Genomic DNA, 13,437 nt, shown 5'->3' with positions numbered 1-13,437 from the left:
TGCCCTCCCCTCCTCTCCCCCCTCATGCCTTGTGCCTCATGCCTCATGCCTTCCCCATGCTCTCCCTCACCCCCACCTCCGTCTCTCTCCTCTCGCACACCCTCGACCAGGTCGACGCCGTCGCGATTGATCGGCGTTCGGGCCCGCTCGCCGAAGAGCGCACCGACAACGGGCCGCACCTGGTCTTCGCCGATGCGCCCGAGCAGCGCGTCACCGTCTCCATCACGCGCACGCTCACGCGCGACGAGCCCACGCTCGTGCGCCCGGGCGACATGGGCGAACTGCGCCTCACCACCGCGCCCAGCGCCTCCGACGCGCAGCGCCGCACCATCGCCGCCACCGTCGTCGTGACCTCCGTCGAGCACGACTTCGTGCGCCGAGATCAGACCACCGTCGCGCGTCAGCGCCTCGCGCTCCTCGCCCTCTCCCCCGACGGCCACACCGACCCCATCACCGAAACCCTCTCCGACGCGCACTAACCCTTTCGCGAGCACGCCATGTCCTCTATCGCCGGTCAATCCCTCTTCGACTCCGGGCCGCACCGCTTCGCCGTCCGGCGCGTCGGCTCCCTCTGGTTCCCGCCCTTCGCGCTCGACCTCTTCCAATCCACGGTCGATGTCGTGGGCCCCATCGAGTTGCACATCATCCAGACGGGAAGACTGATCGCGCCCAGCGTCTCCAACCTCTGGGCGCAGGTCGACGCGATCAAGAGCGCCGGCGAGGGACAACTCACCGGCACGCTCATCGACAGCACCAGCCAGGTCTGGCCCAACATGACCTTCCTCCAGTTCCGCTGCGCCCCCACCATCCACCGCGCCCGCACCGTCTCCCTCGCGTACACGGCGGACTACATCCGGCTTGCTTGAAGCGAAGGCAATGGGCAATGGGCAATGGGACAGAATTGTCACCCCTCCCGCTTGCGGGAGGGGGCGGGGGGAGGGCGATCTGCCAGACGTGCACGCACGCGACCCATCGACCGTGGCACGGCTGCGCCGTACCACGCCACCCCTCTCCCCCCCTGCTCCCCACTCCCTACTCCCTACTCCCTCTCTCCCAACCATGGAAACCCTCACCCAATTCGGCGTCCCCGGGCTCATCGCCGCGATGTGGCTGGTCGAGCGGCGCGCCTCCGCGGCACGCGAGAAGCAGCTCACCGAGGCGCACGACCGCCTCACCGAGTCGCGCACCCACCTCGACGCGCTCCTCCTCGTCGTGAAGGACAACACCCGCGCCATCACCGCCCTCGAAGCGTCCCAGCGCGCCCTCACCCAGGTCGTCGAGCGACTCGCGCAGCGCCACGACGCGCCACGCCCGATCGACTCCGACCACAGCTGATCCAACCCGTCTTCGTCCCGCGTCGCGCCACCATCGGCGCGACGCTCAACACCGTTTCTCGAAAGGAAACACCCTCATGCCAGTCTCTCTTCCCAAGCGCACCTGGTGGATGTGGACCATGCCCAGCCTCGAAGGCCCGGCCGACCACGACCTCTTCCATCACCCCAATGTCGGTCTCATGGTGCGCATCCGCGCCAGCAACACCAACAGCGGCGCCTACGCCCCCGACTTCACCGCCGCCGGCATCGACCCCTTCGACGGCCCCAGCGCCTCGGGCAACTACCCCACCTACGACATCTATGTCCCCGGCAACGACTCGCAGACCGAACAGAACTGTCGCGACGCCGCCGTCTCCGTCGCCAAGCGCACCATCGACTGGATCCGCTTCTACATCGCGATCTACGGCTACAAGCCCATGTCGATCTTCCTCCAGAACTGGGGCCGGCGCGACAAGAACGGCGTGGTCTTCAAGAACTCCATCCCGCTCTGCCAGTTCGTCGAGGACGCCCTCTCCACCTACGACGAGTCGACCAACACCAACCCGCGCCACCTCCACACCCCCTTCACGGCGCGCGCACGCCACTTCATGCGCATCTGGGGCGAGGAGTACGCCGACTTCCTCGACAACAACCTCACCACCGCCGAGAAGGAGTGCGTCCTGCGCATGCACTTCGACCTCGAAGAGGGCCCCAAGGAGAACCAGGCCATCCACCAGACCGAGGGCTGGCTCTCCGCCGTCCTCGACTCCGGCGCGCCCAGCGCCGACACCACCCGCTGGAACAATGAGATCATCGACGGCACGCGCACCGGCGCGCAACTCTGGGCCGCCGACCTCCAGGACCTCCTCGACGCCTGCGCCGAAACCCCCTACGGATCCTCCGGACCGGTCCTCGACACCTCCTCCAGCAACCTGCCCTTCTCCCTGATCCACAACGCCGGTCACTACCGCAACTCCGTCATCAGCGACTGGGCCAACAAGAACCTGAAGGACATCGTCCGCGCCTTCGCGCTCGACGACACCCTCCTCCAGCCCATGAAGGCCGTCTTCCCCAGCATCAAGACCAGCGAGTGGCAGGTCGCCAACTCCGAGTACGACCAGGCCGACTGCACCTACCGCTCGCGCTCGGCCTTCAATTTCCCCACGGGCTCGGTCAACTACCTCACCGACCGCTACAAGCACCGCGCCCACCCCTTCGACTTCCACAACGATGTCCAGTATCTCCCGGGTGTCCACCCCATCTCCGAGTTCTCGGATGTCTACGCCTCCGCCGGCGTGTTCACGGGCATGGGGGCCGCCTCCAGCGGCAACCTCATGGACGCCCTTATCGCGCACTCGCGCGAGACCATCGAGCGCATCCGCGCCGCCAATTCCGCCAAGCCTTTCCTGCCCTGGATCAACCGACCCGGCCACGGTCGCCTCGTGACCAACGGCCTCCCCGACAACCACACGAACTACGAGACCTACGGCAACAACTCCCCCAACGACGACCTCTACTACATCACCGAGAACAACTGGAAGGACCTCAACAGGATGCTCATCGGCTCCGGGACCGGTGAGCAGGATGTCCGCGAGATCCTCGTCTGGGATGTCATCACCTCCGATGTCATTCCCAACCCCACAAGCAGCGACTACGAAGACAGTTGGGACACCCTCCTCGACTGCATCGCCGATGTCGTCTCGTACCCCTGATTCCCTGACCTCGGGCCGCTGACCCCGGCTCCGACACCCCTGACACCCCCGATGTCTCGGCGCCGGGAGCGCTCACCCGCTCCCGGCGTCCTTCCACCGCCGTCCTCTACACTTCCCCACGACCATGCCCCTTCCGATGCGCCTCATCCCGACGCTCACGCTCTTCGCTCTCGCCGGGGCCCTCTGCGCCTGCGAGTCTCCCGACGCGCGCTCCTCGCGCCCGCGCATGGGCGCCCCTTCCAACCCCAGTTACAACCCCGGCCCCTTCGCCGCCGTCGAGCTGCGCATCCACCCTCTGACGCGCGTCACCCCGGCGCCCCTCAACGCCGAGGTCCCGGGCCCGCAGATCGAGGCCCACCTCGAGCTGCTCGATTCCTTCGGGCTGCCGGTGCGCGACACCGGGCTCCTGCGCTTCGAGCTGTTCCAGGGCCTGCCGGGCGTCGACCCCGACGCGGCGCCCGCTTCCGCCCTCCAGGACTCGGTCTGGAACCTCGACCTGACCGACCCGGCGCGCAGCGCGCGACAGTTCGATCGCATCACCCAGACCTATGTCATCCCCCTGCCCGGCGCGCCCGAGTGGCTCTTCGACAACGCCCCGGCGACCCTGCGCGTCGAGCTGACCACGCCCGACGGGAGGCGTCTGGTCGCGACGCGCCGGCTCAATCCCCAGTGATCGCGCCGGCCCGAACGAAAATCGCCCCTCACGCGCTTCCGCGAGAGGGGCGACTGATCTCAGTCACTCAACACTGAAAGTTCTTCGTTCCCGTGCCCCCGTGCCATCATGCCGGGAGCGGCGCTCCGTTGCCGCTCACGCCACGAGGTCGCGGATCAGCGCGTCGATCGTGCGATCCGTCACACGCGGGTCGTCGTAGAAGCCCGAGGCGATGCGCTCACGCGCCCCCCGGACCAGGTCGGCGCGAAGCCCGCCCGACGCCGCGAGGGCGTCGTTCGACAGGTCCACCTCGTCCACGATCTGGCGCGCCGGCGCCGGCTTCGCCAGCGACGACGCCTCCGGCCCGCGGGACGCGGCACGAACACGCGCCACGCCTTCCCCAGCGCCGCCGGCGCCGCTCAAACCCACACGCCCATCAATCGGTGCAAAGTCCGTCATCTTCATCACGCTCCGATCTGCAGAATGCCTCTCTTCGAGCCGTCATCCTGACCCGACGCGAGCCCACCAGCCCGTCGTCGGCAACCCTCGTTCTCGTCGCGGCGACCACCATCTCGCCGCGCTCCCCCGGTCTCCTCCCGGTACCCTTCCAAGGGTGAGGTTGCCTTCCATGACCCCACCTGTATCGTCGACCAGTCCGAAAACCCTTCAACCTTTCCTGAGGCCGGCACACACACCCTAAATCTCTGTCCTTCAAAGGTTTGCAAGCAATAACTTTCTTCCGGACCCGCCAGAAAACCGCGCGATCCGCCCCACCGATGAGCCAGAACCCATGACCAATCAGAAACCAAACATGCTCATCCATCATCGGCGCTCCCCCGTTCGCCTCCTCACATTTCTCCTCCCCTTTCTCGGCCCCCTCGCCGCGGGCCTCCTGACCGCCTGCGCCGCGTCCGAACCCGCCCAGACCCGGGCTGCGGCGCCCACGCGCGAAGAGGGCCAGGCGGTCTTCGCGCCCCCGGGCGCGTCGGGCGGCGCCCCCACGCGACTGGCGGACGCCGGCTGGACGATCGTCCTGCGCGCCTACACCGGCTCCGACGCGCGCGCGCAGGCGATGAGCACCCTGCAAGGCATCTCGTCGCGCGTCTCGCTGCCCACGATGCGCGTGCAGGATCGCGGTCGAGGCAGCGCGATCGTCGTGGGCTCCTTCAGCGCCCCTTCCGACCCCGCCGCCCAGCGCGAACTGCAGCGCGTGCGCGAGCTCGAGCTCGACGGGCAGCGCCCCTTCGCCACCGCGTTCCTCGCGCCGCCCGTCGACACCAACGACACCGGCGGCGCGCCCCAGTTCCACCTCTCGCGCGCCACCCAGGAGTTCGGGACCGCCGCCCGCTACACGCTGCAGATCGGCGTGTACGAATCCGCCAACCCGGCCGAGGCGCGCCGCGCCGCAGAGCAGGCCGCCGTCGAGCTTCGTCGCGGCGGGGAGCCGGCCTTCTACTACCACGGCCCATCTCGCTCGATGGTCACCATCGGGGCCTTCACGGCGCGCGACGCCGGGCTCGACTCGCCCATCCCCAGCGCGGTCCTCGAAGAGTTCCGCCGACGCCACCCCTACAACCTGTTCAACGGCCGACGCCTCGAGCAGCGCACCGCCGGCGCGTCGCGCACGACGCCCCAGCCCTCGTTCCTGGTCGAGATCCCCGAGCGCTGAGCGCGCCGCGGTACGATCACCCCGGCATCACGCACGCGGGCGTGGCGGAATTGGCAGACGCACGGGATTTAGGTTCCCGTGGCCGTAAAAGGCCGTGCAGGTTCGACTCCTGTCGCCCGCATTTGGTTGGGGAAGGGAATAGGGAGTGGGGAGCAGGGGGGAGACAGAGAATCACACCCACCCTTCTGGCCCCGTTTGGGCTGAGGGTTCGGAACTGGCTGGTGTGATGATCACCCTCGGACCTCCCGCGGCGCGGCTGCGCCGTACCACGCCACCCCTTCTCTTCTCTTCCTGCTCCCTACTCCCTATTCCCCACTCCCTTCCCTTACTTATTCGGCTGCGGCGTCACCCGCAGATACGGCTTCACTTCCCTGAACCCCTTCGGGAACAACTTCTTCGCTTCGTCGTTGCTCACCGCCGGCACGATGATGCAGTCCTGCCCGTCGCGCCAGTTCGCCGGCGTCGCGACCTTGTGCTTCGCGGTCAACTGCAGCGAGTCGATGACGCGCAGCAGCTCGTCGAAGTTGCGTCCCGTGCTGGCGGGATAGGTCAGCGTGAGTTTCACCTTCTTGTCTGGCCCGACGATGAACACGGAGCGCACCGTGAAGGTGTCGTCCGCCTTGGGGTGGATCATGCCGTAGAGGTTCGACACCTTGCGGTCGTGGTCCGCGAGCAGCGGGAAGTTGAGCGCCGCGCCCTGCGTTTCTTCGATGTCCTTGGACCACGCGTGATGATCCTTGAGGGGGTCGACCGAGAGGCCGATCACCTTCACATTGCGCTTCTCGAACTCGGGCTTGAGTTTCGACACCGCGCCGAGTTCGGTCGTGCAGACGGGCGTGAAGTCCTTGGGGTGCGAGAAGAGCACGCCCCACGAGTCGCCCAGCCACGAGTGGAAATGGATCGGGCCCATCGTGGAGTCCTGCGTGAAGTCGGGGGCGGTGTCGCCGAGTTGCAGAGCCATCGTTCTCTCCCTTCCGTTAGCGGTTGCCGCTGGTCCAGGCGGCGTAACCGCCCTTGAGGTTGATCGGGTTGAAACCCTTGCGCTCGAGGTACGACGCGGCGCGGGCCGAGCGGACGCCGCCGGCGCAGTGCACGACGAGCGGCTCGCCGCGCGGCACCTCGGCGATCCGTGTGCTCAGCGAGGTGTGCGCGATGTTGGTGTAGGGCGAATCGCCGATCGTCCCGGCGTGGTGCTCGCTGGCGCGCCGGACATCGAGCAGCGTCACGCCGCCCTTCTTCAGCATGTCGCGGAGCGTTCTGGCGTCGATCTCGTCGGTCGTGGCGAGGCGTGCGCCCTCGCGTTTGAGAGCGTCGATCGCGTCGGGCGTCGCGTAGTGCACGACATCATCGAGCCCGACGCGCACCAGCAGGCGCAGCGCCTCGTCGAGGCGAGATTCGTCGACGATGAGCGCGAGGCGCTCGCCCTCTTCGACGTACGACCCGGCGATCGTCGGGAAGGTCTTGTCGAGGATGACCGAGAGCGACCCGGGGAGGTGCGCCTCGCGGAAGTTGTCCCACGCGCGGGTGTCGAGCACGACGTGCGTGCCGACCGACGCGAAGTCGAGCAGCTCGCGCGGCGCGAGTCTGGTCGGCGCCGGCAGCGCGCCGAGCACGGGCGCGCCGTCGCGGTTGAGGCGCTTCATGCGCGCGAAATAGGTCGGGGGCTCGGGCTGGTCGGCGAGGATGAAGTCGACGAAGGCCTGCCGGCCTTCGCGCGCGTGGGCGAGGGCGGGGCTCGTGCGCAGCTCGTACCCGACGGTGCTCTGGGGGATTGCCCCCAGCGCCTTGCCGCAGGCAGAGCCCGCGCCGTGCGCCGGCCAGACCTGGAGGTATTCGGGCAGTTTCGTGAACTCGGCGATCGAGGCGAAGAGGTCGCGCGCCGACGCCTCTTTGACGCCCTTGACGCCCACGGCGGTCTCGAGCAGGTCGGGGCGCCCCATGTCGCCCACGAACACGAAGTCGCCCGTGAAGAGCCCGATGGGCTCTTTCGACACCGCGCCGTCGGTGAGCAGGTAGGACAGGTGCTCGGGCGTGTGCCCGGGGGTGTGGATCGCGCGGAAGTGGAGGTTGCCGACGGTGAACGAGTCGGCGTGCTTCAGGATCGTAGCGTCGTACGAACCGCCGCCTTTCTTTTGATTCAAGTAGGTGTAGGACCAGTCGGGCCCGCCCTCGCCCGAGAGGTAGAGACGCGCGCCGCTGTGCTCGGCGAGTTCTCGCGCCCCGGAGAGGAAGTCTGCGTGGATATGGGTTTCGACGGCGCCCACGATCCGCAGCCCCTCGCGCTGGGCGAGCTGCAGGTAGCGGTCGATGTCGCGCTCGGGGTCGATGACGACCGCCTCACCGGTGCGCTGGCACCCGATGAGGTAGGCGGCCTGGGCGAGAGCGTCGTCGTAGATCTGTCGCAAAAACATCGCGGGCGGGTCCCCTTTCCTCGTTCGCTACGAGGATACGGGACGCGCCCGCGTCTTGGCGTGCGTTGCGTGCCGAAAAACCGCCCTCAGCGACGCCGACGCAGGGCGAATGCCCCGGGCAGCGCGATCGCGAGGAGGGTGGAGGGGGTGGGGACGGTGGTGAGACGAAGGTTGAAACCGCCTGCGCCGTTGTACGGCTGGTTCCCGATCGACTCGGCACGAATGGTCCAGGTGAGCTCGTACGAGCCCGGGCCGAGGATCCCCTGCACGGTGAAGTGCGGCACGGGCTGCTCGAAGTCATCGACCAGTGTGCCGAAGAACCCGAGGTCGTCGTAATCCAGGTACTCCCGGATCATGAACGAGTTGTCGAGCGGGCGGAAGCGCAGGTCATAGCCCGCCAGACCAGCCAGCGTGCCCGTCATCAGGAAGTCGGCGGCGGTCGTCAGCGAGATCTGAGTGCTGAACTGCGAGCTCGCCACCCCGGTGGAGCCCTGACCCTGGAACAGCAGCTCGTAGCCGAAGGAGGTGGCGCTCGACGTCGCGCCGCCTTGAACGATCGCGAAGCAGCCAATCGTCGGGTCCTGCAGCGCGACATTCACACTGCTGGGCACCGGAACATTGAACGCCTCTGACATCCCGCCCGCGTTGAGCATGCCCGAGCCGCCGCCCAGAGCATCGAACGAACCGAACGCCGAACAGCCCGCGAAGGCCGCGATCGAAATGCTGGCAAGAGTCCGCATCATGGTGTTCTCTCTTTCACTTCTCTCGCGACGCCTGTGCGTGCGTCGCGTCTGACACCCCGATCAAGCGGCCGCGTCGGGCCGTATCCCACCTGACAGGCGGCCTCGCTCCCTTGATCGGGCGTCCACAATGTACGGGGCTTTTCGGCCCGACGCCAGTCAAAAATACACGCCCCGGACGGCTGCGCGGTCTGGGCAACTTTCGGCTCGATCGTTCTAAGTCCATTCTGGACACAGCATTAGACAATTATGGCGCATCCCTTGCGCCCAACGTCGCCTCGAAGTTATTCGGTAAAGCTCGACCCCAAGCGTCCGATCGAGGCCCCGAGCCACGCGCCAGGGGCAGCGTCCGTCCCCTCCACAACGCGCCCCGCTTTGTGTGTGCGGCGAGCCCTGTCCGCCGATACCCTCCCGGCGATGAAGATCACCGGCGCCTATACCGAGTCGCTCCTCAAGGCCGCGTCCATCCAGCGCGCACGCGCCGCTGGCGTCGCCACGCCAAGGCCAGCGGCCACGAGCGTCGAAGCCCGCGCCGCCGGCGTGCGCGATGTCGCCACCGTGCAAGGCGTCTCGTTCCTGACGCCCTCTCGCGCCGCCGACGCGGCCGTCGCGCCGGAAGCCGCGGCCAGGATCGAGCGCATCGTCGCCGCCACCGTCCCGGGGCGCGTCGACTTCGACGACGCCAGCTTCCTCAACTCCGGCTCCCTGAGCGTCGGCGGCGGGCTCTCGATCTATTCGCGTCCGAGCGATCGCAACGCCGCCGCCACCGGCGTCAGCGTCGGTCGCGCCCTCGACATCCAGGGCTGAGCGCCCCGCATCACGCGAGACGCGCCAGCGATGTCCACACCGTGGAGAACTGCCCACGGCGCGCGCCCGGCGCGTCGTCGCGGAAGCTGGGTAAGTTGAACACGGTCCGATAAAGCGATTGTGGGTGAGGAGGTCCCAGAAAGTCTGAAATAACTTCAAGGGACCTTGTCGCGTAAAGACTTTGTTCGGGCGAGCAAGGCCGCGCCGCCCCGGCGTGCGCGAGGCAGGCCGGGGCGGCGGGCACGCATGCGGCGTCAGTCCGCCGCGGCCACATTGATCCCGCTCTCCGCGAGCTGGGTCAGTTTCAGGTCCGTCTCCTTCTCCTCGTCGAGCGTCCGCCCCAGGAGGTCGTGCGCCTCGCGATCGCCGAGCACCTCGGCATAGGTGCACACGGTGCCATAGCACGCGATCTCGTAGTGCTCCACCTTCTGCGCAGCCGCGATCAGCCCCGCGTCGCGCACATCGGGCTCCTTCACCTCCTTGATGACCTCCTCGCCTTCCTTGATCAGCCCCTCCATGCCGGCGCAGCGCACGCCCCGGGGGCTCATCTCCAGCGACTCGAAGATCTTCTCGATGCGCCGGACATGCTCCTGCGTCTGCTCGAGGTGCTCCTCGAACCCGGCGCGAAGGTCGGGCGCGTGCGCCGCCTTCGCCATCCTGGGCAACGCCTCCAGCAACTGGGTTTCGGCGCTGTACAGGTCCTTCAGCGAGTGGACGAACAGCTTCCGAAGCGAATCAACTTTCATCGACATGAGAGTGCTCCTTGGTTGTCGCCCGCGACGCGCCGGACGCCGGTCGCGCGGGGCGTCCACACCATCGCCACCCAGCCTGACCACGCGATGAACCGCGCGTGAAATCCCCTGCATACCGCGAGAAATCTGGTATCCTGCGCCCGCGGCCCGCAAGACCGCCGGGAGACCCGGGATGCAAACCCTTCTCAACCCAACCCTTGCACTCATCGCCCTCGGCGCGGCCCTCGTCCTCCTCGCCCTCGGCCTGCGCGGCGTGCGCCTCGACCGCGACCCGCGCTGCCGCGCCCGGCGCTGCCGCTACCCGCTGCGCGAATTGCTCGACGGGAAACGGCGCGCGAGCGAGCCCGAATGGCCGATCACCTGCCCCGAGTGCGGGCGCGTGATGGTGAACGAGTCCCGCACGCGCCGGGGCGCGAGGAAGAAACTCAGGGCGCCGATCGCGATCGCGGTCGTCCTCGCGCTGCCGTCGCTCGGCGCGCTGGGCGTCGAGGGCTACGCGCGCTGGCAGAGCACGAAGGCCACCTCCACGATGCCGCTGTGGCTGCTGCTGCGGCAGGCGCCCAACGACAGCCAGCGCAATAACTGGGCGCATCAGAAAGAACTCCTCGCGCGCTCGCGTCAGGGCGCCATCACCGGCGCCGACGCGCAGCGCGTCATCGAGCGGATCCTGCGCTGGCAGAACGACACGCGCGTGGACTTCCTCATCCTCGGCGATGTCGCGACTTCCCTCGACGAACTCGGTGAAATGACCGGGCCGCAGCTGCGCCAATATTGGGGCCAGCTCTGGCGATTCGAGCTCGTCGTCCCCGAGCGTGTGGGCGTCGGCGAGGCGATGCCCTACGTGATCGAATCGCACTACCGCGGCGGCGACTCCCACAACCCCGGCGTCCCGCGTCGCTCGATCCACGACGGGATCGGCCACAGAGACATCGTGAGTCGCCTCGGTGTCAGCATCGTCTCCCTGCGCATCGGCGAGAACGAGATCGATCTCCCCGAGGAACAACGAACGCTCTACCCCGATACGCTGCACCGCTCTGCGCCGACCAGCCGCGCGTGGTCGTGGCGGTCGCAGATGGACCAGTGGCTCCGAGCCCGCGCGCCCGGCGCCCCCGTGACACGCCTGCGACTGCAGATCGTCGCGGAGTGGCAGGCCGACTGGCTCCGACTTCCGATGACCGGCATGCACGGGCCGCGCACGCTCGAGAGCGTCTTCCACAACGCCGGGCTGCCCACCCACGGAACGCTGACGCTCGACGCGTTCACGCGCGTCGAACGGGGCGTCCCCCCGGTCGCCGTGCTCAACGATCCCGCCGAGCGCGCGTGGCTCGAATCCCAGATGCGCGCCGCGACGCTCTTCATCGCGCCCGATCAGCCCGGCAATATCGCCACGCTCGTCCGATTCCCGATCCTCGCCTGGGACGCGCCGCGCCCGAACTCCTCCACCGCGATCTTCGGAGACATGGTCATCCGCGTGGGCGACCGCGAGATCCCCGTGAACTGGACAGAGACACGGCTTGGCGCCGACATCCCCGGCGCCCCGACCTCGCGCGCCGAGGTCGACACGCTCCGAAAGCTCCGCGCCGCGAACCCCCTCGGCTGGGAACTCGTCTTCATCCCTCGCCCCGAGCGGGCACGCCACAAGGCCGTCCCCACCATCGCCTTCGGCGGCGAGCCCATCGTCGTCCCCCTGACCGTCGAGCCCGACGCGCCCTCAAACGGCTTCCCCGCCCGACGCAGACCCCCCGACTGAACCGCTCCTCACACGCCTCAAGCAAAGATCCCTCGCGATGCCGAACTGGATCGACCCACAACTCGCGATGATCGTTCTCGCTCTGGGTGCGATCCTGCTCGCCGTGGGCCTGCGCGGCGTGCGTGTGGACCGCGACCCGCGCTGCCGCGCGCGTCGGTGCCGGTACCCGCTGCGCGAACTGCTCGACGCGAAACGCAACGCGAGCGAGCCGGAATGGCCCGTCACCTGCCCCGAGTGCGGGCGCGTGATGGAGAGCGAATCCCGCGCGCGCCGTGGCGCCAGGAAGAAACTCAGGCCGCTGCTCGCGCTGGGGATCGTCCTCGCGGCGCCATCGGTCGGTCTGCTGGGGTTCGAGGGATACACGCGCTGGCAGAGCGCGAGGGCGGTGACGGTGATGCCGCTGTGGCTGCTGCTCCGCCAGGCGGAAAGCGACACCCGAGCGAACAACTGGGTTCACCAACAAGAGATTCTTGAGCGCGCACGCGCAGGCGCCATCACCGGAAAGGACGCCACGCGCGTCATCGATCGGATCCTCGAATGGCAGAACAATCTGCGCGTTGAGTTCGGGATACCGGGCGATATCGCGGCGATCCTCGAAGCCAGCGGCGAGATGTCCGCGGCGCAGCTGCGCCGGTACTGGAACCAGATCCGGCGCTTCGAACTCGCGACGCCTGAGAGCGTGGGGACTGACGAGGCGCTGCCCTTCGAGATCGTGTCACACTATCGCGGCGGTGAATCCAGCAACCCAGGACTCGGGCATCTGTCGATCCACGATCGGATCGGCTTGAGAAATGTCTTCAACAGTGTGGATATCGAGATCATCTCACTCCACATCGGCGGCGACAAGATCGATATCCCTCACGGTCAGGGCGGCATGCACCGCGAGTGGCTGCGCGCCCCCGGGAAGTTCAGCCGTGCGTGGTCATGGTGGTCACATACGGAGCATTGGCGTAATGTCCGCGCACCCCAGACACCGACGGCGCAACTGCCGCTGCGGGTCGTCGTGCAGTGGCAAGCAGCCTGGCTTCGAAATCAGGACCCAGCCCGTGTGCACTCGCCGGGCACGCTCCAAAGCATACTTTTCGTTCCCGGTTTCCCCTGGGAGGGCACGGTGACGCTCGACGCGTTTACGCGCGTGGAGCGTGCAGCCGGGCGCCCCATCATGATCGTCGACGATCTCGCAGAGCGTAAATGGATCGAATCCCAGATGCGTGCAGCCATGCTCGGCATTGCGCCCGAACGACCCGACAACATCGCCACGTTCGTCCGCTTTCCCAGGCTCGCGGATGGCGCCAGCGTCCCGAACTCGTCGACTGTGCTGTTCGGAGACCTGGTCATCCGTGCAGGAGACCATGAGATCCTCGCGAACTTTCCGGAGACCACAATCAGCGGCCTTGGAATTGTGGAGGCCGTTGTGCCCCGCCCGAATGCCGACACGCTCCGGAGGCTCAGCGACGCCAATCCCACGGGCTGGGAACTCGTGTTCATTCCCCGCCCCGAACGGGCTCGCCGCAAGGCCTTCTCGACCGTCGCCTTCGGCGGCGAACCCATCGTCGTCCCCCTGACCGTCGCGACCCGGGGATCACTCGACGGCTTCGTGATCCTCCACCAACCCGCGGACTGACACCGCG

Annotated in this window: 14 protein-coding genes and 1 tRNA gene; 10 read left to right on the top strand and 5 right to left on the bottom strand. The window is 67.8% G+C overall.

Going from position 1 to position 13,437, the window contains the following annotated elements:
* The first annotated feature begins 38 nt into the window (after nucleotides 1-38).
* The 5 genes from KF684_10845 to KF684_10825 all read left to right on the top strand — a co-directional run bounded on the left by KF684_10845 (nucleotide 39) and on the right by KF684_10825 (nucleotide 3,698).
* The gene (locus KF684_10845; protein MBX3353416.1) at nucleotides 39-479 is read left to right on the top strand and encodes a hypothetical protein; all 441 of its coding nucleotides are present in this window, start codon (nucleotides 39-41) and stop codon (nucleotides 477-479) included.
* 18 nt (nucleotides 480-497) lie between these two features.
* Entirely contained in the window at nucleotides 498-866 is a 369-nt protein-coding gene (locus KF684_10840) for a hypothetical protein (GenBank protein ID MBX3353415.1), read from the top strand.
* 193 nt (nucleotides 867-1,059) lie between these two features.
* On the top strand, nucleotides 1,060-1,335 hold the full coding sequence (locus KF684_10835; protein MBX3353414.1) for a hypothetical protein: 276 nt from the start codon (nucleotides 1,060-1,062) through the stop codon (nucleotides 1,333-1,335).
* Between the two features lie 76 nt (nucleotides 1,336-1,411).
* Nucleotides 1,412-3,025 carry a hypothetical protein gene (locus KF684_10830; GenBank protein ID MBX3353413.1) on the top strand — a complete coding sequence of 538 codons (1,614 nt, stop codon included), beginning with the start codon at nucleotides 1,412-1,414 and terminating at the stop codon, nucleotides 3,023-3,025.
* A 124-nt stretch (nucleotides 3,026-3,149) separates the two neighbouring features.
* Nucleotides 3,150-3,698 carry a hypothetical protein gene (locus tag KF684_10825; protein ID MBX3353412.1) on the top strand — a complete coding sequence of 183 codons (549 nt, stop codon included), beginning with the start codon at nucleotides 3,150-3,152 and terminating at the stop codon, nucleotides 3,696-3,698.
* 135 nt (nucleotides 3,699-3,833) lie between these two features.
* On the opposite strand, the gene KF684_10820 is transcribed toward KF684_10825, so the two are convergent.
* Nucleotides 3,834-4,136, bottom strand: a complete 303-nt coding sequence (locus KF684_10820) for a hypothetical protein (protein MBX3353411.1) — start codon at nucleotides 4,134-4,136, stop codon at nucleotides 3,834-3,836.
* A 331-nt stretch (nucleotides 4,137-4,467) separates the two neighbouring features.
* Here KF684_10820 and KF684_10815 point away from each other — a divergent pair, with 331 nt between their 5' ends.
* Nucleotides 4,468-5,346 (top strand): hypothetical protein, encoded by an 879-nt coding sequence (locus KF684_10815; protein ID MBX3353410.1) that lies wholly within the window; start codon nucleotides 4,468-4,470, stop codon nucleotides 5,344-5,346.
* Nucleotides 5,347-5,381: 35 nt separating this feature from the next.
* Nucleotides 5,382-5,467: transfer RNA gene (locus tag KF684_10810), tRNA-Leu, on the top strand.
* 204 nt (nucleotides 5,468-5,671) lie between these two features.
* Here the strand turns inward: KF684_10810 and KF684_10805 are convergent.
* The 3 genes from KF684_10805 to KF684_10795 all read right to left on the bottom strand — a co-directional run bounded on the left by KF684_10805 (nucleotide 5,672) and on the right by KF684_10795 (nucleotide 8,500).
* Nucleotides 5,672-6,307, bottom strand: coding sequence for a peroxiredoxin (locus KF684_10805; protein ID MBX3353409.1), 636 nt, complete (start codon nucleotides 6,305-6,307; stop codon nucleotides 5,672-5,674).
* A 16-nt stretch (nucleotides 6,308-6,323) separates the two neighbouring features.
* Nucleotides 6,324-7,757 (bottom strand): MBL fold metallo-hydrolase, encoded by a 1,434-nt coding sequence (locus KF684_10800; GenBank protein MBX3353408.1) that lies wholly within the window; start codon nucleotides 7,755-7,757, stop codon nucleotides 6,324-6,326.
* An 86-nt stretch (nucleotides 7,758-7,843) separates the two neighbouring features.
* Nucleotides 7,844-8,500, bottom strand: coding sequence for a hypothetical protein (locus tag KF684_10795; GenBank protein MBX3353407.1), 657 nt, complete (start codon nucleotides 8,498-8,500; stop codon nucleotides 7,844-7,846).
* Nucleotides 8,501-8,914: 414 nt separating this feature from the next.
* On the opposite strand from KF684_10795, the gene KF684_10790 reads away from it, so the two are divergent.
* The gene (locus KF684_10790) at nucleotides 8,915-9,304 is read left to right on the top strand and encodes a hypothetical protein (GenBank protein MBX3353406.1); all 390 of its coding nucleotides are present in this window, start codon (nucleotides 8,915-8,917) and stop codon (nucleotides 9,302-9,304) included.
* Nucleotides 9,305-9,558: 254 nt separating this feature from the next.
* Here the strand turns inward: KF684_10790 and KF684_10785 are convergent, their stop codons facing one another.
* Nucleotides 9,559-10,056, bottom strand: a complete 498-nt coding sequence (locus KF684_10785) for a ferritin-like domain-containing protein (GenBank protein ID MBX3353405.1) — start codon at nucleotides 10,054-10,056, stop codon at nucleotides 9,559-9,561.
* 172 nt (nucleotides 10,057-10,228) lie between these two features.
* On the opposite strand from KF684_10785, the gene KF684_10780 reads away from it, so the two are divergent.
* Together KF684_10780 and KF684_10775 are read left to right on the top strand one after the other, a co-directional pair.
* Complete coding sequence (locus KF684_10780) at nucleotides 10,229-11,806, top strand: hypothetical protein (protein ID MBX3353404.1); 1,578 nt, start codon at nucleotides 10,229-10,231, stop codon at nucleotides 11,804-11,806.
* A gap of 244 nt (nucleotides 11,807-12,050) precedes the next feature.
* Nucleotides 12,051-13,430 carry a hypothetical protein gene (locus tag KF684_10775; protein ID MBX3353403.1) on the top strand — a complete coding sequence of 460 codons (1,380 nt, stop codon included), beginning with the start codon at nucleotides 12,051-12,053 and terminating at the stop codon, nucleotides 13,428-13,430.
* Nucleotides 13,431-13,437 lie beyond the last annotated feature (7 nt).

This window comes from Phycisphaeraceae bacterium, from assembly GCA_019636675.1.
In the GTDB taxonomy this organism is placed as follows: Bacteria; Planctomycetota; Phycisphaerae; order Phycisphaerales; family UBA1924; genus JAHBXC01.
The sequence above is the reverse complement of the archived record's forward strand: the minus strand, read 5'-3'. Positions and strand labels throughout refer to the sequence as shown.

What these genes read in the sequence shown, in the direction of transcription:
- KF684_10845 (MBX3353416.1), top strand. Translation starts at nt 39, where the DNA reads ATGCCTCATGCCTTCCCCATGCTCTCCCTCACCCCCACCTCCGTCTCT.
- KF684_10840 (MBX3353415.1), top strand. Translation starts at nt 498, where the DNA reads ATGTCCTCTATCGCCGGTCAATCCCTCTTCGACTCCGGGCCGCACCGC.
- KF684_10835 (MBX3353414.1), top strand. Translation starts at nt 1,060, where the DNA reads ATGGAAACCCTCACCCAATTCGGCGTCCCCGGGCTCATCGCCGCGATG.
- KF684_10830 (MBX3353413.1), top strand. Translation starts at nt 1,412, where the DNA reads ATGCCAGTCTCTCTTCCCAAGCGCACCTGGTGGATGTGGACCATGCCC.
- KF684_10825 (MBX3353412.1), top strand. Translation starts at nt 3,150, where the DNA reads ATGCCCCTTCCGATGCGCCTCATCCCGACGCTCACGCTCTTCGCTCTC.
- KF684_10820 (MBX3353411.1), bottom strand. Translation starts at nt 4,136, where the DNA reads ATGACGGACTTTGCACCGATTGATGGGCGTGTGGGTTTGAGCGGCGCC.
- KF684_10815 (MBX3353410.1), top strand. Translation starts at nt 4,468, where the DNA reads ATGACCAATCAGAAACCAAACATGCTCATCCATCATCGGCGCTCCCCC.
- KF684_10805 (MBX3353409.1), bottom strand. Translation starts at nt 6,307, where the DNA reads ATGGCTCTGCAACTCGGCGACACCGCCCCCGACTTCACGCAGGACTCC.
- KF684_10800 (MBX3353408.1), bottom strand. Translation starts at nt 7,757, where the DNA reads ATGTTTTTGCGACAGATCTACGACGACGCTCTCGCCCAGGCCGCCTAC.
- KF684_10795 (MBX3353407.1), bottom strand. Translation starts at nt 8,500, where the DNA reads ATGATGCGGACTCTTGCCAGCATTTCGATCGCGGCCTTCGCGGGCTGT.
- KF684_10790 (MBX3353406.1), top strand. Translation starts at nt 8,915, where the DNA reads ATGAAGATCACCGGCGCCTATACCGAGTCGCTCCTCAAGGCCGCGTCC.
- KF684_10785 (MBX3353405.1), bottom strand. Translation starts at nt 10,056, where the DNA reads ATGTCGATGAAAGTTGATTCGCTTCGGAAGCTGTTCGTCCACTCGCTG.
- KF684_10780 (MBX3353404.1), top strand. Translation starts at nt 10,229, where the DNA reads ATGCAAACCCTTCTCAACCCAACCCTTGCACTCATCGCCCTCGGCGCG.